General features: G+C 60.4%; 15 protein-coding genes and 1 pseudogene. 10 read left to right on the top strand and 6 right to left on the bottom strand.

The window, feature by feature from the left end; translation table 11 throughout:
• Positions 1-26: 26 nt before the first annotated feature.
• Positions 27-950, top strand: coding sequence for a LysR family transcriptional regulator (locus tag KGA81_RS20655; RefSeq protein ID WP_223547938.1), 924 nt, complete (start codon positions 27-29; stop codon positions 948-950).
• A 302-nt stretch (positions 951-1252) separates the two neighbouring features.
• Positions 1253-1441, top strand: coding sequence for a hypothetical protein (locus KGA81_RS20650; protein ID WP_223547937.1), 189 nt, complete (start codon positions 1253-1255; stop codon positions 1439-1441).
• Between the two features lie 8 nt (positions 1442-1449).
• Here KGA81_RS20650 and KGA81_RS20645 read toward each other — a convergent pair whose 3' ends face one another.
• The 3 genes from KGA81_RS20645 to KGA81_RS20635 all read right to left on the bottom strand — a co-directional run bounded on the left by KGA81_RS20645 (position 1450) and on the right by KGA81_RS20635 (position 8236).
• Entirely contained in the window at positions 1450-1818 is a 369-nt protein-coding gene (locus KGA81_RS20645) for a fe2+ zn2+ uptake regulation protein (protein ID WP_223547936.1), read from the bottom strand.
• Positions 1819-2200: 382 nt separating this feature from the next.
• Positions 2201-3202, bottom strand: coding sequence for a FecR family protein (locus KGA81_RS20640; protein WP_223547935.1), 1002 nt, complete (start codon positions 3200-3202; stop codon positions 2201-2203).
• Positions 3203-3418: 216 nt separating this feature from the next.
• Positions 3419-8236, bottom strand: a complete 4818-nt coding sequence (locus KGA81_RS20635) for a dermonecrotic toxin domain-containing protein (RefSeq protein ID WP_223547934.1) — start codon at positions 8234-8236, stop codon at positions 3419-3421.
• A 234-nt stretch (positions 8237-8470) separates the two neighbouring features.
• On the opposite strand from KGA81_RS20635, the gene KGA81_RS20630 reads away from it, so the two are divergent.
• Complete coding sequence (locus tag KGA81_RS20630) at positions 8471-9511, top strand: Ldh family oxidoreductase (RefSeq protein WP_223547933.1); 1041 nt, start codon at positions 8471-8473, stop codon at positions 9509-9511.
• Between the two features lie 118 nt (positions 9512-9629).
• Here KGA81_RS20630 and KGA81_RS20625 read toward each other — a convergent pair.
• Positions 9630-9752, bottom strand: a pseudogene (locus tag KGA81_RS20625) (DUF883 domain-containing protein); the annotation flags it as partial.
• A gap of 112 nt (positions 9753-9864) precedes the next feature.
• Between KGA81_RS20625 and KGA81_RS20620 the strand changes: the two are divergent.
• Positions 9865-10116, top strand: a complete 252-nt coding sequence (locus KGA81_RS20620) for a hypothetical protein (RefSeq protein WP_007983592.1) — start codon at positions 9865-9867, stop codon at positions 10114-10116.
• Between the two features lie 69 nt (positions 10117-10185).
• Here KGA81_RS20620 and KGA81_RS20615 read toward each other — a convergent pair whose 3' ends face one another.
• Positions 10186-11094: a LysR family transcriptional regulator gene (locus KGA81_RS20615; protein WP_223547932.1), complete on the bottom strand. Its 909-nt coding sequence runs from the start codon at positions 11092-11094 to the stop codon at positions 10186-10188.
• 84 nt (positions 11095-11178) lie between these two features.
• Here KGA81_RS20615 and KGA81_RS20610 point away from each other — a divergent pair, with 84 nt between their 5' ends.
• The 6 genes from KGA81_RS20610 to KGA81_RS20585 all read left to right on the top strand — a co-directional run bounded on the left by KGA81_RS20610 (position 11179) and on the right by KGA81_RS20585 (position 18059).
• Entirely contained in the window at positions 11179-12102 is a 924-nt protein-coding gene (locus KGA81_RS20610) for a carbon-nitrogen hydrolase family protein (RefSeq protein WP_223547931.1), read from the top strand.
• Positions 12103-12239: 137 nt separating this feature from the next.
• On the top strand, positions 12240-13904 hold the full coding sequence (locus KGA81_RS20605) for an AMP-binding protein (RefSeq protein ID WP_223547930.1): 1665 nt from the start codon (positions 12240-12242) through the stop codon (positions 13902-13904).
• 16 nt (positions 13905-13920) lie between these two features.
• Complete coding sequence (locus tag KGA81_RS20600; RefSeq protein WP_223547929.1) at positions 13921-14682, top strand: SDR family NAD(P)-dependent oxidoreductase; 762 nt, start codon at positions 13921-13923, stop codon at positions 14680-14682.
• Between the two features lie 12 nt (positions 14683-14694).
• Entirely contained in the window at positions 14695-15888 is a 1194-nt protein-coding gene (locus KGA81_RS20595; RefSeq protein ID WP_223547928.1) for an acetyl-CoA C-acyltransferase, read from the top strand.
• 144 nt (positions 15889-16032) lie between these two features.
• A complete protein-coding gene (locus KGA81_RS20590) occupies positions 16033-17160 on the top strand; it encodes an acyl-CoA dehydrogenase (RefSeq protein ID WP_223547927.1) in 1128 nt (375 codons plus the stop codon).
• Between the two features lie 125 nt (positions 17161-17285).
• Positions 17286-18059, top strand: a complete 774-nt coding sequence (locus KGA81_RS20585; protein WP_223547926.1) for an enoyl-CoA hydratase — start codon at positions 17286-17288, stop codon at positions 18057-18059.
• A 123-nt stretch (positions 18060-18182) separates the two neighbouring features.
• On the opposite strand, the gene KGA81_RS20580 is transcribed toward KGA81_RS20585, so the two are convergent.
• The gene (locus KGA81_RS20580; protein ID WP_223547925.1) at positions 18183-19334 is read right to left on the bottom strand and encodes an acyl-CoA dehydrogenase family protein; all 1152 of its coding nucleotides are present in this window, start codon (positions 19332-19334) and stop codon (positions 18183-18185) included.
• Between the last annotated feature and the right edge of the window lie 77 nt (positions 19335-19411).

The following is a 19411-nucleotide window of genomic DNA, read 5'->3' as shown; positions in this document are numbered from 1 at the left end:
TAAACAATCAGCCGGTGGAACCAGCAATGGACCGTTTTAACGCCATGCGCGTCTTTACCCGAATCGTCGAACTCGGTGGCTTTGCCAGGGCCGCCGACAGCCTGCAATTGCCCCGGGCCTCGGTGACCATCCTGATCAAGCAACTGGAGGCGCACTTGGGGGTGCAACTGCTGCAACGCACCACGCGGCAGATCAGCCTGACGCTCGACGGTGCGGCCTATTACCCGCGTTGCGTGCGCTTGCTGGCGGATCTTGAAGAGACCGAAGCGGTGTTCAGCGCGGCGCGCCACAATCCCAAGGGCTTGTTGCGGGTGGACATGCCGGCGGGAGTGGGGCGCTTGGTGGTGATTCCGGCGTTGCCGCAATTCACCGCCCGCTATCCCTTGATCGAGCTGGAAATCGGCCTGAATGACCGGCCGGTGGACCTGATTCGCGAAGGTGTCGATTGTGTCTTGCGTGGAGGCTCGCTGCTGGACGATTCGCTGGTGGCACGGCCGTTGGTGATGATGGACCAGGTGACCTGTGCCAGCCCTGACTACCTGCAGCGGCACGGAACGCCCCATACCCTGGACCACCTGGCCGGGCACCGGATGGTCGAGTACATCTCCAGCAACGCGAAACGCTATGGGCTGGAGTTTGTCGTGGATGGCCAGGTGCAGCCGGTCGATCTGCCCAAGCAGGTGGCGGTCAACAGTGCCGATGGTTATCTGGCGGCGTGCGAGGCCGGATATGGCCTGGTGCAGACGCCGTACTATCACGTCGCCCGGCAACTGCAGGAGGGGCGATTGTGTGAAGTGCTGAAGGAGGTGCCGCCACCGGGCATGCCGATGACGGCGCTTTATCCGCCGCACCGCCAGTTATCCCGGCGGGTGCGTGTGTTTGTCGATTGGCTGGTTGAGTTGTGTGCCCAGCCTGGCAATGACTTCTATCGAAAGGACTCAGGAGGTTGAACAGCTGTTAACGATGTTGGTAATAACCTGGTCCGCGATGATCGTAGTGGTGATGGTGGTGCCAGCCCCCGTAAGGGTAAACAATGCAACCGCCCAAGGTCAGGATGGCCAGCAGAGGCATCAGCAATGTGATTCGACGCAACATGTGAAAGTCCTCATGGTTATCGCCGTTATGAAGCTAAAACTCTTCATCGGCTGTAACATGAGACCCCCGCTTGCAGTTGTTTATCCCCGAAACAGGGTAGGCACTTGGCATGCGTATCGATACAAACCGGATACATTTCAAGATTCAGGAACCTGCAATGACTCAGTCGCAACGTTTGAAATACTCGATTCTGATCTCCCTGGTGGTACTGGGGATCATGTTTGGCCTTTCCTGGTTGCAGAACACCGGCGTCATCAGTGAAAAAGTGTTCCAGTACATCGCCATAGGCGTGGCGGTGATCGTGGTGGTCATCAATGGTGTGATGCGCCGCAAGGTCAAGCCCTGATCATTCGATCATTGGTTGCGCAAAATGGCAGCAGCCTGGGGATGCAGGCCGTAGCTTTTGTCGGGGTTGAGGACAATCACGCCTTCGCTGCACAAGCGCTTGAGCACTTCACGCACGCTCAGAAATGACAACGGAATATCCAGCTCCAGCAATTGGCTGTGCACGCCACGCACGCCCAGGCTGCGGTCGTTTTCGGCGGCCGTCAGCAGGGTATCGATGACTTTCAGGCGGATCAGGCTGGTTCGCAGGCCAAAGCTTTTGAGCAGGATTCTGATCCGTTCGTTGCTGTGACGATCGGTACGCTCGAATACGCCGACTACCATGGAAGTACCCTTTGGCGCATTGCTACCGTCCGTTGGCAGTTGCGAGTTGTACATTGCAAAAACTCCTTTTCAGAGCCTGATCAGGAAAAAGTGGGCGCTCTTGAAAGACTAGACGCATGAGCCGTGCAAATCATGAAGGCTCAAATGTAGAAAATTTGTCGCCATCGTGTGATCAACCTGTCAGTCCACGGGCCGATGCACGGTAAAAAACCTGAATTTCTGATGCGAGCTTCGTCCCTGCGGGGAGGCGCGGTGCGCGTGGGCATCCGCAGCTGTAGCCATCGTTTTTCGATCAGGAGCGAGCGTGATTATTTTCAGCCGGTTCACCAGGTTGAGCCTGGTGGGTGTGACTCTGGGGTTGAGCCTTGGGGCAAGCGCGGGGCCTGGAGCGTTGCATGAACGTTGAAGGCTGCACCCGGCAAAGGTGGCGGCTTTTTCAGCTTTTCGGGGTCTTTTGCGGAATCGCGTTGACCACCAGATTGCCGTTCTGGCTGCGGGTCAGGTACACCGGCAGCACTCGCGGCAAGGATTTCACCAGGCCGTCGATCTCTTTGATGTTGTAGATACCGTCGATATGGATCGAACCGGTGCTGTTGTCAGCGAGCATCAAGGGTTTTTCCAGGTAGCGATTGATCAAGGGCAGTGCGTCGCTCAGTGCCAGATCGTCGAGTACCAGTTTGCCCTGGCGCCAGGCCAGCGAACGGTCATTGTCATGGGTCTGGCTGATGCGGGGAATGAAGTCGCCGTGGCGATAAACGGCCTGCATCGCCGGGTCGAGGTGCAAGCCCTCGCCGGGCCGGTCGGCGTTGCTGCTGACCAGTACCCAGCCTTCGCACAGATTGACCTTGACCTGGTCTTCATACATCCAGACGTTGAATCGGGTACCGGTCACGCGAATCCGCCCTTCGGCGGCCTTGACCACAAACGGGTGACGGGTGTCATGGCTGACACTGAAGAAGGCTTCGCCTTTTTTCAGCGTGACTTGCCGTTGATCCTTGTAGTTGCTGTAGGTCAGCTCGCTGCCCAGGTTCAGTTCCACCTGGCTGCCGTCCTTCAAGGTGACCGTGCGAACATTGTCGGTCGCATCGAAATGCTGGTACACGTTCGGTACCCAGCCCAGGTGCCAGCCGCAATAACCCGCCAAAGGCAGCACCAGGGCACACACCGCTGCGGCAATACCCAGGCGTCGCCACAGGGTTTGCCGTTGAGTGCGAACCAGCGGCACGACGGGTGCGGGATGGGGCAAGTCGCCGGCGACATCCCGGATCTCCAGCATCGCTTCGTACTCGAAGGCGTGGAGCGGATGCGCATTACGCCAATGCTCGAACGTCTGGCGCTCTTGCTCGGCGCAGTCGTTGGCGTGCAGACGCATGCACCAATGCGCGGCGGCATCGGTGATGGCGTCGTATTCGGCTTGCGAGAGCATGTGGTCGGTCATTGGCTCATCCTGATTTCGTGCATTCTAACCTTGGGGGGAAGTCTGCGAGAACATCAGTCATGGCATTTAACCATCAGTGTGTAGTTTTTTTTAACGCCTCGCCTCTGGAACACCTGCTGTCGGGGGTAGCCGTATCCACAGAGCGCATGAAACAAGATCAGGACAAATACCGCTGTGCCGCGCAGATCCGCAGATCTGCGCGTTATTACGTCGAAATCAGGTTTCAGAGGTCGAAGTGTCTGGCACCGGGTCCAGTTGCCGGCCCATTTCGCAGATCAAAAAGGCGATGGAGTCGGCATTGTGCAAAATGACGTCGGTTCGGATCTCCGAATCCTGCCCGTTCAAAAAAGCTTCCCGTGCCTTCTCCATGGTCTTGCTGCCAGTCAGCCGCAGGATGGCCTTGCCGACGTGATAAGAACCCGGAATCGAATCCAGGTCGATCCACGTTTGCTGCCCACTGTTCCAGCGTGCGAACAATTCTTCCTTGGGTGTTTCCATCGACAGGGCTACTCGCTGGAAGTCCATCTGATTCTGTTTCATGGCTGCGCCATAGGCGGTGATCGATGCCACCAGATCGCTGAACGGCCGCCTGGCCTCAAGGTATGCAATGTCCACAGCCCCGGAAAACAGATGAGCGAACTCGTGTATCAGCGTGGCGGCCTGGCTGTGGCCGTCGACGTCGAAGGGTTGTGTCAAACAGGATTTGTACCAATCCAGTTGTTGATCGAAGAATCGTTCCGTGAAATGCACATGGCGCTGTTTATCCTTGTCCAGGACAAACGCGACGAGGCTGTCCTTCGGGTTCCGGTTTGAACCCACGATAAAACGTTGCGAGTTCATCCAGTCTTCATCAGGGTCGACCAGCGCGTTACAGATGGGAACGATAGCCTGTTGGATTTTGTCGATCAGTGCGTTGTCGACCTGCCCGACATCAAAGAACTGTTTGAGGAAGGTATCAAGCCGTGTGCCCGGGACGAGTTTGCGCAGTTGCACCAGGTTGTGCAGGCTGTTGAACGCGTAATAGCGAGCCATGTCGATGGCCTGCACGATCATGCGGGCTTTTTCGGGATGTTTTGCGTGGATTTCCTTCATCCCCCGGGCCTCGATGTTCAGCACCTCCCGGGCAGCATGGGCATAAGCGAACTGATTGTGCATTTTCGAGAGGGCTTTGCCGAAATGGACGGTGTGGGTGTCCGGGTCGATCACCAGTTGCTTGTCAGGCGTCGTCAGTAACACAGGGCCTTCTTCCTGGCCTTTGACCATTCGCCATACCGCTCCGGTCTTGTTCACGCCGTACACTTTGCCGGCAATGGCGGCGAAAGTTTTCCGGCTGGCCGCTTCGAGGTAGGTGCCATCCGTGCGGTTTTTCGTCAGGTTCTTCAGCTCGACGGTGGTTTCGAACGGTTGCAGTCGTGTACGCAACGGTGCTGTCGAACGGACCTGCGACCAGGGTTGCGCAATCACGGGGGTGGCAGCCGGTTGAGCGATGGCGTCACCGGTTGCCTGGGCGCTGTCGACCCATCCTTCAAGCGATAACCGGCCCAACGTCAAGATTTGCACCGCACCGGCAATAAACTCCAGCAATGCAGTTTTCCAGTGATGCTCCTGCAGGGCTTCGGCCGAGTTTTTCGCGTCCTTGTAGGCATTCCACAGAAACTGGAGATACGCGAGTTTGCCCGGTAACAGCCCCGAGAAGAGTTTGATTCCGGAGCTGAACAGGTGTTTGACAACCTCCCAGTCCGACTGGCCTGAAACATGCGACTGGCTGCCGAGCAATCGTGTCAGCAGTTGGGTGTTGTCATGGAAAAAACGGCTGAGTACGTTGCCGCCGATGGGGTTGGACGCAAGAGTCATTTCGCTCAACTGGCCAATGGTGGATTCGAACAGGTTGCGTAACACTGCCTGCTCACTGTCTGGCAGGCGACGTATCAACATTTCCTGCAAGACTCCCGGCGTGTTGAGCGCCGAGACAACGCTGGCCTCATTTTCAAACTCTACAAACGGTGAGCCTGAGGGATGGTAGGGGGCATAGAGAATTTGTGGGCCTGTGTTGCCACCGCCAGGGCCGATCAGGTAAAGGCCCAGCGCTTTGACGGCGGCGGCGCCGGTTGTCTTGATCAGTTCCAGTGGCCGGACAATCGCATGTGCCCCCTGAACGGTAGTCCGGGCGATGGCGTCCGGCATGTCCAGTACCTGGTGAAGCAAATCGAATGCACTACCGGACAGCCGTTGCCGCAGCTTGAGTTCGTGGGCGTGTTGCAGCAGTTGCCAGGGCAGTTGTTTGACGAACCGCAGCATTCGGTTTTCGACGTCGGCTGCTTGACTCGACAAGTTGTCGGTGACCTGTCTGGCGTAGTCTTGCGCGATGTTCAATGACAGCAACAATTGACGGACTGCCGCCTGGTCCAGCCCGGCGGGCAGGGCTTGAAGGGTTGCCGAGCTGACTTTGAACCCGGTGCCCTGTGCGATGTTGACATGGTTCAGGGCGAACTCGGTGAGGCTCCTGGCGGGGCCGACCAGGGCCAGGTCGGGGGTGATTTCGATGTTGTCGGGGTCCAGCGGTTTTGCAGGGAAGCGGCTGGCGAGCAATGACGTCAACGTCTCATGCACGTACGACTTGAGGGGTTTGATCCCGTGCAAATAGTCTTTGTCCTCATCAACGCTGTTGCGGTATTGCTCCAGCAATTCAAGGTGCTGACGCTGGTCTTCCAGCGGAGCCATTCCAAGCCAGGCGGGCAGGGACTGCTGCTGGCTGATCGCCCGGGCAATCGAGGTGGCTCTTGTCAGGTTGGCGTTGAAGGCCGTCGTGGTCAGGGTTTTCAGGGCTTCTTTCTGCTTCGTTGCGCTCAGATCGAAGGTGCGTACGTGTTCGCAGCGAGCCAGAAAGTGTTCGAAGGACGATTGCGCGACCCGCTCCAATACAGATCCTTCAATCAGTCGCAGCGGTCCCAGTGAGTAGCGTTGGTGAAAGACGCGCTGGGCCGGGGTGAGGTTGTCCAGCAGCGCCAGGCGTTGTCGTGGGTCGAGCAGGCGGCGGTTCAGTTCCAGCCGTGCACGACTGATGGTGTCAAAGACTTCCAGGCCCTCGGCAGGTGTCCACAGGATCGACCTGCCGGAATGCAAGGCGTCGAGCCCGCCGCGCTCGGTCAAGAGCAGGCAATGGGCCAGGGGCAGGACATCGTCCTGAGCGGAGCACTCCAGCGTCAATGAGTAGGCATCGGGCCGGAAGCCCTTGAGCGACAGACGACTCTGCCGGTCTGCGTGATCCGGGTTGAATACGGTTTCGACAATGGCCCGGTCCGCATCCCGCAGTGATGTGCTGAGCCTGCGCAGACTGGCCTCGCCCCGGATGCCGACGGATAGCGCATGGCCCAGACGGGGTTTCATGTTTTCCAGATAAACCCGTTGCAAGGCGAGCGAAGCGACCGGTTGCGCCGCAAAATCTGCGTTTATCAGTGTTTGGATGTCGCTGAAGGTCTTGACGAAAGCTGCCGCGGTATCCGCCAGCACCATGGAGGGATTCTGATCGCCGACTAACACGGGCCGTGTGCTCCAGCGTCCGTCGGTCTCCAGTGTCAGCAGCCGTTCGCTGATCATCGAGCGGATATCCAGCGCCTTGTCCAACAGGGCGTGGATGTTCACGTTGCCGTCACTGTGACGGAACACCTGCAGGGCATATTCCATGTTCTGCAGTTGCTTGGTGACAATCGCGTCGAAGAGCTTGTGGAAGATCGCGCCGGACATCACTTCCCCGGTCACATTCGGCCGGTCAAAACCGATGAAACGCTGGCGTTCGTCCAGGCTCAGCAGGCCATAGAGCTCATCCTCGTGCCCGGCCGCGCTGAATTTGCCGAGCACTGTATCGCGCAAGTCCTGATAGTCCTTGAGCACCTGCAGGCCTTCAGTGGGCGTGTACAGGAACGCACCGCTGGCGCTGACCATCAGTGAGCCGGCCAACTCGACATAGTTGGCCCGGTGCTCCCACAGGCGCACGGTTTCGACTGTCATTGATGCGTTCGCCCGGCTCGCGGTCGCGATCAACGCATGCAAATCCTGGCTTTGCTCCGGGGTGATGATCCCGGCTTCGCGCTTGAGCAGCAGTTGCACTCGCGCCTGATCGGCAATGGCCCGGCCAAAGAATGCGCGACGCGATGGGCCATCGGCACTCGCCGCAGCCCAGAAACCTTCGAGCTGCCTGACCAGCAGGCTGACGAGTTTGCGCGAGATCGTGGTGACGGCGGCTTCCCAGAGTGGCTGGTCGGCTTTTACCGAGGTTTTTTTCGGATGGGAAAACTCATGGGACTGTCCGGACGGCCAACGCTGATGGCGATAGTGCAGGAGTACCGCGTCGCTCAGGGACAGGGAATTGACCCAGCGTCGGGTTGTGTTCTCGTCAATCGTTGCCTGATGGAAATTCACCTGGGTCTGGCGCTGGTCCAGACCGGGAAAAGCTGTAGCCAGCTGTTCACTGAGCGATGCCTCAAGCAGCGACGTCAGGGACGGCAGCGCTTTGAGCTCATCGAGCAGGGCCTGGTCATTGAGTCGCTGCTGGCTGGAGAGGGTGTTGCGTTGGTCCTCGAACACGTCGCCTTCGATGGTTTGAAAGTCCAGCGCGATGGTCACGGCTTCCACCACCGCCCTGCGTTGAGACAGCGCCATGAAGGCCAGCAGATCATCGTCTTCGTCGGCCGCTTTGAGTTGTTTGACCAGCTGTTCGGTCAGGGCCGAAAGGTCAGTGAACTTCTGTATCCCGGCGTACGGGGTGTAGAGAATCACGCCGTTGTCATCGGGTGTCGCGGTCAGCAAAAAACTGCCGGCCAGCGTCAAATGTTTCGGTCCCGGTATTTTCAGCAGGATTCTTTTCGCCAGCATGGGTGGTGTCTGCTCATCGCGCAGGGCCTGGCTCGCCAGTTGGATATGGCTGAACCATTCGAAGTCCTTTTGCGTCAGCCCGTGGGTTTTGCCCAGTTCTCTCCAGAGGCCGGGCGACGACAGTGCTTCGGGGAAAAACAGTGGAGTTACAGGTGTAGGCATCGTCGAGTCTCGTTCAAGGTGCCATTCAAAGGCGCCTGTGGATTGAGTGTCGAGACTAAAAACCGGCGCGATGATGCAGGTGGTAAATAGATAACGCACGGGCCGTGGGCATTCGTGACACGGATATGCCTCATCGGCCCTGAGCGAAAGGTTGACAGGTCGCTCGCTGCGCGTTGTTAATCGGCGGGTCTTTGTACGCTGTTGTTCCCTCCAATAATCAGTCTGGAGCTTCAGATGTCTGCGCCACACGATCACACCTCTACTGCGACCTCGTCACACCTGTCATTCGAAGCGCTGAGCGCTTTGCTCGAGAAGATTTTTCTGCGTCACGGCACGTCGGCCGACGTTGCCCGGGTGCTTGCGCAAAACTGCGCCGGTGCCGAGCGCGACGGTGCGCACAGTCACGGGGTATTCCGGATTCCGGGTTATGTGTCGACGCTGCAAAGCGGCTGGGTCAATGGCCAGGCCGTTCCGGTGGTCGAAGATGTGGCTTCAGGGTTTGTGCGGGTCGATGCCGCTAACGGTTTTGCGCAACCGGCCCTGGCGGCTGCACGTGGACTACTGGTGCAGAAGGCCCGAAGTGCCGGCATCGCGGTGCTGGCAATCCGTAACTCGCACCATTTCGCTGCCTTGTGGCCGGATGTCGAGCCCTTCGCCGAAGAAGGCCTCGTGGCCTTGAGCGTGGTCAACAGCATGACCTGCGTGGTGCCACACGGCGCCGACCGGCCGCTGTTCGGCACCAACCCGATTGCCTTCGCTGCACCGCGGGCCGATGACGCGCCGATTGTCTTCGACCTGGCCACCAGTGCCATTGCCCATGGCGATGTGCAAATTGCCGCACGCGAGGGCAAACGCTTGCCGGCAGGGATGGGTGTGGACAGCCTCGGCCAGCCGACCACAGACCCGCAAGCGATTCTTGAGGGCGGCGCATTGCTGCCTTTTGGCGGGCACAAGGGCTCGGCATTGTCGATGATGGTCGAGTTGCTCGCGGCGGCACTGACCGGCGGCAATTTTTCGTTCGAGTTCGACTGGAAGCACCATCCCGGCGCCAAGACGCCCTGGACTGGCCAGTTGCTTATCGTGATCGACCCGAGCAAAGCGGCGGGGCAAAGCTTTGCCGAGCGCAGCCAGGAACTGGTGCGGCAAATGCACGGTGTCGGCTTGAAGCGTTTGCCCGGTGACCGGCGTCACCATCAACGCGCCAAATCACAGGTCAATGGCATTGAGCTGGATGCGCAGACGCTGGCGAACTTGCGGGAGCTGGCGGGGGAGTGATCCTGTAGGAGCTGGCTTGCCAGCGAATGCGGTGTGTCGGTCACTTTTATGTTGGCTGACACAATGCTTTCGCTGGCAAGCCAGCTCCTACAAGGTTTGCGGTGTTTGGCCGAAATGTTTACCGATGCCCCGGCAGCAATCCCACCACCCGTCCAAACCCGGCAGATATCGCCGCGGTTAGCCATGGATGCCCGCCGATATAAATTTGGGTGGCCTCGCCTGCGGGCAAGGTCTGGTCGCGTATGCGGGTTACAGCTATTTTGCCGGCGGAGGCCATCTTGCTGAAAAACCGGCGCAGGACATTTCGTCCTACAGTGTAAGATGTCGCTTATTTTACGCAGCAGGAAATTCCCATGAGCTTCAATCTGGCCGACAAACCCCTTGCCGAGCGCGCTGCGCTTGAAGACGAAAAATCCCGTCTGTTCGAACTCTGGCAAAACAACCTGGGCAAAGCCAAGGGCGAGGCCGCACGGTTGTTCGGCGAACGGGCCAAACGCAAAGGCAAATGGGCCGAATGGGTACGCGCCGAACTGGACGGCATGTCGCCTCCGGAATTCGCCAACATGGTGCGCAGTGAAGTCAATCGCTTGATGGCCGCCAAGTAGGAGCTGCCGAAAGCTGCGATCTTTTGATCTCGATTTGCTTTTTTGAAAGATCGCAGCCTGCGGCAGCCCCTACGCGAAACTCGCGACAATCGCCTCGCGCACTTTCAACACCATCGGGTCAAGCTGGGTACTGGTGCGCCAGCCCAGCTCGATCGGGTAGCGCGGCAGCGCCAAGGGGCAGGGCAGCAACGCCAGTCCGCTGAGCGTTGCGATGCTTTGCGCCGCATGGGCCGGAATGGTCGCCACGGCCCGGGTGCCCTTGAGCAAGTATGGCAGGGCGGCAAAATGCGTGGTCGAGGCACACACCCGTCGACTCAGCCCCAGCGCCGCCAATCCTTCATCGGTAATCCCGATAAAACCGCCGGACGACACCAGAATGTGTTCGCGGGCGACAAACTCCTCAAGACTGATGCATTGCTGGCCCTCGAGCAGGCTCGACGGGTCCGCCAGGCACAAATAACCACCTTCCCCCAGCACCTGACGGCTGAGCAGCCGCTCGGCAAACCCGCCTGCGGTAATCGCCAGGTCAATGCTGCGCTCCAGCAACGCCTGGGCGACGATCTGGCTGTGGGTCTGGCGGAAAATCAGCCGCAACTTCGGCGCGCTGCGGGTGATTTCTTCGATCAGCCGCCGGCCGTAGGCAATCTCGAAATCATCTGACATTCCCACAGTGACCGAGCGGCCTTCGTACTGTTGCGCGGCCGGATCGACCATCGCCAGGCTCTGCCGGCACTTGTTCAGGGCATCGCTGACCACCGGCTTGAGCTGATTGGCCTTGAGCGAAGGCGCCAGGCCGCGTCCGGTGCGCACGAACAGCTGATCGCCATACACCTCGCGCAACCGACGCAAGGCCGCGCTGACCGCCGATTGCGTCACGCCCAGGCGCAAGGCGGCACGGCTGGCGCTGGACTCTTCGTGCAGCGCTTCGAAGACCTTGAGCAGGTTGAGGTCGATGTCGGTGATATTCATTTGGCTCATATCATTCAGCAGTGAATCGGTCTTTATTGATGATCACGTGGCGCCGGAGAATGAGCAACACCTGATATGAATGGAGTGTCCGAAATGCCCAAATCAATCGTTGCGGCCCTGCAAATCGGCGCCTTGCCCGGTGGCAAGGCGCAAACCCTGGAACTGATCCTGTCCTATGAAAACGCGATCATCGAATCCGGGGCCGGGTTGGTGGTGATGCCCGAAGCGCTGCTGGGTGGTTATCCCAAAGGTGAGGGCTTTGGCACGCAACTGGGTTATCGCCTGCCGGAGGGTCGCGAAGCCTTTGCCCGCTATTTTGCCAATGCCATTGACGTACCCGGCGCGGAAACCGAAGCGCTGGCAGCGCTATCCGCACGTACTGGGGCCAATCTGGTGATCGGCGTGATCGAGCGCGCCGGCAGCACCTTGTACTGCACCGCGCTGTACTTCGATCCGCAGGCCGGGCTGGTGGCCAAACACCGCAAGCTGATGCCCACCGGCACCGAGCGGCTGATCTGGGGCAAGGGCGATGGCTCGACCTTGCCGGTGATCGACAGCCAGGTCGGGCGCGTCGGTGCGCTGGTGTGCTGGGAAAACATGATGCCGCTGCTGCGCACGGCGATGTACGCCAAAGGCGTGGAGGTGTGGTGCGCGCCGACCGTGGACGAACGGGAGATGTGGCAGGTCAGCATGCGCCACATCGCCCATGAGGGGCGCTGTTTCGTGGTCAGCGCCTGTCAGGTCCAGGCATCGCCACAGGCCCTGGGTGCGGACATCGCCAACTGGCCGGCGGAGCGGCCGCTGATCGCCGGCGGCAGCGTGATCGTCGGTCCCATGGGTGACATCCTCGCCGGACCGTTGCGTGACAGCGCCGGGCTGCTCACCGCACAAATCGATACTGACGACCTGGTTCGCGCCCGCTACGACTATGACGTGGTCGGTCACTACGCGCGGCCGGATGTGTTCGAACTGACCGTGGACGAACGCGCCAAACCCGGGGTGCGCTTCATCGCTTGATGCCCTGCGGTTTTGGCCAAAGCAGTCAGACAACTTGATAGCTTTGACCATTGCCCGGCACCCCCGCGCAGAGCGAGTATTTCGCTGTTGATTACGGTTCCCCCCAACCTAATAAGAAACACAGAGGGATTCTGGCAATGCGCGATTACTTGTCTGCTGCTTCTCGGTTCAATTATCAGCACACCGTCGATGCCGCACTCGCAGGCGACCTGACGGCCCTTAACGCCTGTATCGAGTGCTGTGACCGGCATGCCTTGCCGGGGCGCATCGCGCTGTTCTGGGAAGGCCGCGACGGCAGCAGCGCGGCTTACACCTTTACCGAACTGCAGGACAAGGCCGCGCGTTTTGCCAATTTCCTGCTGGCCCAAGGCGTGAAGAAAGGCGACAAGGTGGCCGGCCTGTTGCCACGTAATATCGAACTGTTGATCACCGTGTTCGCCGCCTGGCGCATCGGCGCGGTGTATCAACCGCTGTTTACCGCGTTCGGTCCCAAAGCCATCGAGCACCGTCTGAGCTGCTCTGGCGCCAAAGTGGTGGTCACCGACGGGGTGAACCGGCCGAAGCTGGCCGAAGTCGCCGATTGCCCGACCACGGTGACCGTCACCGGCCCCAAAGGGCAGGGCCTGGTTCGCGGCGATTTCAGTTTCTGGGCCGAACTGGCCAACCACTCCGCTGACTGCGAGCCGGTGCTGCTGACCGGGGAAGATCCGTTCCTGCTGATGTTCACCTCGGGCACCACCGGCCCGTCGAAAGCACTGTCGGTGCCGCTCAAGGCCATCGTTGCGTTCCAGAGCTACACCCGCGATGCAGTGGATTTGCGCCCGGAAGACGCGTTCTGGAACGTCGCCGATCCGGGTTGGGCCTACGGCATTTATTTCGGTGTCACCGGGCCGATGTCCATGGGGCATCCGATCACCTTTTACGATGGCCCGTTCACCCTCGAAAGCACCTGCCGGGTGATCAACAAATACGGGATCACCAACCTCACCGGTTCGCCGACGGCCTACCGTTTGCTGATTGCCGGCGGCGATGAGTTCGCCAGATCCATCAAGGGCAAGCTGCGTATCGTCAGCAGCGCCGGCGAGCCGCTGAACCCGGAAGTGATCCGCTGGTTCGCCGACAACCTCGGCGTGGTCATCCACGACCATTATGGCCAGACCGAACTGGGCATGGTGCTGTGCAACCACCACGGTCTGGAACATCCGATTCACATGGGTGCCGCCGGATTTGCCTCGCCGGGCCACCGTATCGTGGTGCTGGATGACGACTGCCAGGAACTGGGCGTTGGTCAGCCGGGCATCCTGGCCATCGACCGCAGCCAATCGCCGATGTGCTGGTTCGCCGGCTACGAAGGCGGGCCGACCAAGGCCTTTGTCGGCAACTATTACCTCAGTGGCGACACCGTCGAGTGGAACCCGGACGGCAGCATCAGCTTCGTCGGTCGCAGCGATGACGTGATCACCACCTCCGGCTACCGGGTCGGTCCGTTCGACGTGGAAAGTGCGCTGATCGAACACCCGGCCGTAGTCGAGGCCGCCGTGGTCGGCAAACCCGATCCGGAGCGCACCGAACTGGTCAAGGCCTTTGTCGTGCTTAGCCCGCAATACCGCGCTGCCCCCGAGTTGGCCGAAGAGTTGCGCCAGCACGTGCGCAAGCGTCTGGCGGCGCACTCGTACCCCCGCGAAATCGAATTTGTCGGCGAATTGCCGAAAACCCCAAGCGGCAAATTGCAGCGCTTTATCTTGCGCAACCAGGAAATCGCCAAGGCTCAAGAGGCCGCGGCGAAGAACGTTCCAGCTTGAATCCAGGGAAACAATGATGCAGATCGAGAACAAGATTTTTATCGTCACCGGTGGGGCGTCCGGCCTCGGTGCCGCCACCGCCGAGGTGCTGGTTGCCGCCGGCGCGAAAGTGATGCTGGTGGACATGAACGCCGAAGCCGTTGCCGCCCAGGCCCAGCGCCTTGGCGCCCACAGCGTGGTGGCGGACATCAGCAACGAAGCGGCGGCCGAAGCCGCGGTGCAGGCGACGGTCAAGGCCTTTGGCGGCCTCAATGGTCTGGTCAACTGCGCCGGCATCGTGCGTGGCGAGAAGATCCTCGGCAAGAACGGTCCGCATGCGCTGGCCGGTTTCAGCCAGGTGATCAATGTCAACCTGATCGGTAGTTTCAACATGCTGCGTTTGGCAGCGGCGGTAATTGCCGAAACCGAAGCTGACGCCGACGGCGAGCGCGGCGTGATCATCAACACCGCGTCTGCGGCGGCTTACGACGGCCAGATTGGCCAGGCGGCTTACTCGGCGTCCAAGGGCGCGATTGTCAGCCTGACGTTGCCTGCGGCACGTGAGCTGGCGCGTTTCGGCATCCGTGTGATGACGATCGCTCCCGGCATCTTCGAAACGCCGATGATGGCCGGCATGACCCAGGAAGTTCGCGATTCCCTGGCCGCAGGCGTGCCGTTCCCGCCACGCCTGGGCAAACCGGCCGAGTACGCCGGGCTGGTCAGGCATATCATTGAAAACAGCATGCTCAATGGCGAGGTGATCCGTCTCGACGGTGCCTTGCGCATGGCCGCCAAGTAAGGAGGATTTGTCATGACTATGTCCAATGATCCAATCGTTATCGTCAGCGCCGTCCGCACCCCAATGGGTGGTTTCCAGGGCGACCTGAAAAGCCTGACTGCGCCGCAACTCGGTGCAGCCGCTATCAAGGCCGCCGTCGAACGTGCCGGCGTTGCCAGCGATAGCGTTGATGAAGTGTTGTTCGGCTGCGTACTGCCGGCAGGCCTTGGCCAGGCGCCTGCACGCCAGGCGGCGCTGGGCGCGGGCCTGGATAAATCGACCCGCTGCACCACGCTGAACAAGATGTGCGGTTCGGGCATGGAAGCGACGATTCTGGCCCACGACATGCTGCTCGCCGGCAGCGCCGACGTCGTGGTCGCCGGTGGCATGGAAAGCATGTCCAACGCGCCCTACCTGCTGGACCGCGCCCGTGCCGGCTACCGCATGGGCCACGGCCGGGTGCAGGACTCGATGTTCCTCGACGGCCTCGAAGACGCCTACGACAAGGGTCGCCTGATGGGCACCTTCGCTGAAGAATGCGCCGAAACCAACGGCTTCAGCCGTGAAGCCCAGGACGCGTTCGCCATCGCCTCGACCACCCGCGCGCAGCAGGCGATCAAGGATGGCAGCTTCAAGGATGAAATCGTCCCGCTGACCGTGACAGTCGGCAAAGAGCAGGTGGTGATCAGCAATGACGAGCAGCCGCCAAAAGCCAGGCTGGACAAGATCGCTTCGCTGAAGCCGGCATTCCGCGAAGGCGGCACGGTGACTGCGGCCAACTCCAGTTCGATCTCCGACGGTGCCGCCGCGCTGGTGCTGATGCGCCAGTCCCAGGCACTGAAGCAAGGCCTCAAACCCTTGGCGGTGATCCATGGCCACGCCGCGTTCGCCGACACCCCGGGCCTGTTCCCGGTGGCGCCAATCGGCGCGATCAAGAAATTGATGAAGAAAACCGGCTGGTCGCTCAATGAGGTCGATCTGGTGGAAGTCAACGAAGCCTTCGCCGTGGTCGGCATGGCCGCAATGACTCATCTGGAAATCCCCCACGAGAAACTCAACGTGCACGGCGGTGCTTGCGCCCTCGGCCACCCGATCGGCGCGTCCGGTGCGCGGATTCTGGTGACCCTGCTTTCGGCCCTGCGCCAGAAAGGCTTGAAGCGCGGCGTCGCGGCGATTTGCATTGGCGGCGGTGAAGCGACGGCCATGGCCGTGGAATGCCTCTACTAAGGCTCACGCCAATCCCTGTAGGAGCGAGCTTGCTCGCGATGGACGCGAACGATAACGCAAGCTGCCTGGATGAACGCGGTGGTCTGACGTTCTTCGCGAGCAAGCTCGCTCCTACAGGGGGCAATTAAATTTTAAGGATTCACCATGATCCCCAATGACGACCAGCAACAAATCCGCGACATGGCCCGGGATTTTGCCCAGGAACGGCTGAAACCGTTCGCCGCCGAATGGGATCGCGAGCAACGCTTTCCCAAGGAAGCCATCGGTGAGATGGCCGGGCTGGGTTTCTTCGGCATGCTGGTGCCGGAGCAGTGGGGCGGATGCGACACCGGTTACCTGGCCTACGCCATGGCCCTGGAAGAAATCGCCGTCGGCGATGGCGCCTGCTCGACCATCATGAGCGTGCACAACTCCGTGGGGTGTGTGCCGATTCTCAAGTACGGCAACGACGATCAGAAGGAGCGCTTCCTCAAACCGCTGGCCAGCGGTGCGATGCTCGGCGCTTTCGCCCTGACCGAACCCCAGGCCGGTTCCGACGCCAGCGGCCTGAAAACCCGTGCGCGCCTGGAAGGCGATCACTACGTGCTCAACGGCTGCAAGCAATTCATTACCTCCGGGCAGAATGCCGGGGTGGTGATCGTGTTTGCGGTGACCGATCCGAGCGCTGGCAAACGCGGCATCAGTGCCTTTATCGTGCCGACCGATTCGCCGGGCTACACCGTTGCGCGGGTCGAAGACAAGCTCGGTCAGCATGCGTCCGACACTTGCCAGATTCTCTTCGAAAACGTGAAGGTGCCAGTGGCCAACCGTTTGGGCGAGGAGGGCGAAGGCTACAGGATTGCCCTGGCCAACCTTGAAGGCGGTCGCGTGGGCATCGCTTCGCAATCGGTGGGCATGGCCCGCGCCGCTTTCGAAGCGGCTCGCGACTACGCCCGTGAGCGCGAGAGCTTCGGCAAGCCGATCATCGAGCACCAGGCCGTGGCGTTCCGCCTGGCGGACATGGCCACCCAGATCGCCGTGGCGCGGCAAATGGTGCACTACGCCGCCGCCCTGCGGGACAGCGGCCAGCCGGCCCTGGTCGAAGCGTCGATGGCGAAGTTGTTCGCCTCGGAAATGGCCGAGAAGGTATGCTCCTCGGCGCTGCAAACCCTCGGCGGTTATGGGTACCTCAATGACTTCCCGGTGGAGCGGATCTACCGCGATGTGCGGGTCTGCCAGATCTACGAAGGCACCAGCGACATTCAGCGCATGGTCATTTCGCGCAACCTTTGAAAAGGAGACCTCTGTAGGCGCTGCCGCAGGCTGCGATCTTTTGATCTTGAAAATCAAAGTCAAAAGATCGCAGCCCGCGGCAGCGCCTACTAGGGGTCTGGCCTTATGTAAAACAGGAGTTGTTTATGAGCTACGAAACGATTTTGCTGGAAACCCACGGCCGCGTTGGCCTGATCACCCTCAATCGTCCGCAGGCGCTGAACGCGTTGAACGCGCAGATCGTCAGCGAACTGAACCAGGCTCTCGATGGCTTCGAGGCTGACTCGAACATCGGTTGCATCGTCCTGACCGGTTCGAAAAAAGCCTTCGCCGCCGGTGCCGACATCAAGGAAATGGCGGAGCTGACCTATCCGCAGATCTACATCGACGACCTGTTCAGCGACAGCGACCGTGTGGCCAACCGCCGCAAGCCGATCATCGCGGCAGTCAACGGTTTTGCCCTGGGCGGCGGCTGTGAGCTGGCGCTGATGTGCGACTTCATCCTGGCCGGCGACAACGCCCGATTCGGCCAACCGGAAATCAACCTCGGCGTGCTGCCGGGCATGGGCGGCACCCAGCGCCTGACCCGCGCCGTGGGCAAGGCCAAGGCCATGGAAATGTGCCTGAGCGGCCGTTTGATCGATGCGGTGGAAGCGGAGCGTTGCGGGATTGTCGCGCGCATCGTGCCGAGCGATGAGCTGCTGGAAGAAGCGCTGAAAGTCGCGGCGTTGATCGCCAGGAAGTCGCTGCCGATTGCGATGATGGTCAAGGAAAGCGTCAACCGCGCCTTTGAAGTGAGCCTGGCCGAAGGCGTGCGCTTTGAGCGTCGGGTGTTCCATGCGGCATTTGCGACGCAGGATCAGAAGGAAGGGATGGCGGCGTTTATTGCCAAGCGGGAAGCCGAGTTCCAAGGCAAGTAAATTAGCGGTCTGACTGACGCTTTCGCTGGCAAGCCAGCTCCTACGGGTTTTTGGGTGTACACGACATTTGTGAACGACCGAACCCACTGTAGGAGCTGGCTTGCCAGCGAAGTTTTTAAAGATTCAAACCAGGTAGTTCTTCAGTTCGCGGGCGATCACCATCCGCTGAATCTCGCTTGACCCTTCGTAGATCTGCGTGATCCGCGCATCCCGGTAGTATTTTTCCACCGGATAGTCTTCCAGGTACCCGTAGCCGCCATGAATCTGAATGGCGGACGAGCAGACCTTTTCCGCCATTTCCGACGCAAACAGCTTGGCTTGTGAGGCCTCTGACAGGCAGGGTTTGCCGGCCGTGCGCAGGCGCGCGGCGTGCAGGATCATCAGTCGCGCCGCGTTGAGTTGCATGTGCATGTCGGCCAGCAAATTGGCGATGCTCTGGTGTTCATTGATCGTCTTGCCAAACTGCACCCGATCACGGGAGTAGGCCAGCGCCGCTTCGAACGCCGCGCGAGCGATGCCGAGTGCTTGAGCTGCGATGCCGATGCGTCCGCCTTCGAGGTTGGACAAGGCGATGGCCAGGCCTTTGCCGCGTTCACCCAGCAAATTGGCCTCGGGGATGGTGCAGTCGTTCAGAGTGACCGCGCAGGTGTCGGAAGCGCGGATGCCCATCTTGTGTTCGGTGCGGTCAACGATAAAACCGGCGGTATCGGTCGGTACCAGGAACGCCGAGATGCCACGCTTGCCCAGGTCCGGATCGGTCACGGCAAACACAATCGCCAGCTTGGCCCGCTTGCCGTTGCTGACGAATTGCTTGGCGCCGTTGATCACCCACTGGCCGTCGCGCAGTTCGGCACGGGTGCGCAGGTTGTGTGCCTCGGAACCGGCCTGGGGCTCGGTCAGACAGAAGCAGCCGATGACTTTTCCACTGGCCAGGTCCGCCAGCCAGGTCTGTTTCTGCTCTTCGCTGCCGTAGTTCATCACAGGTCCGCAACCGACGGAGTTGTGGATGCTCATGAAGGCGCCGGTAGCACCGTCGCCGGCGGAAATCTCTTCTACCGCCAACGCGTAGGCCACGTAGTCGACATAGGTACCGCCCCATTCTTCGGGGACCACCATGCCCAGCAAACCCAGTTCGCCCATCTTGGCCACCAGACCGTCATCGATCCAGCCGGCCTTTTCCCAGGCCTGGGCATGGGGCGCGATTTCGCCACGAGCAAAATCCCGGGCCATATCGCGGATCATGACTTGCTCTTCGCTCAATTCGATATCGTGCATGGCTCAGCTCTCGCTCCGGTCAAACCCGCTGAAGAAGCTCGCCACGTGTTCGGCGTCCAGCGCCTCTAGGGTGGGCG

It is taken from the genome of Pseudomonas sp. A-B-19, from assembly GCF_019947515.1.
GTDB lineage: Bacteria > Pseudomonadota > Gammaproteobacteria > Pseudomonadales > Pseudomonadaceae > Aquipseudomonas.
This window is presented reverse-complemented; position numbering and strand designations above follow the sequence as displayed.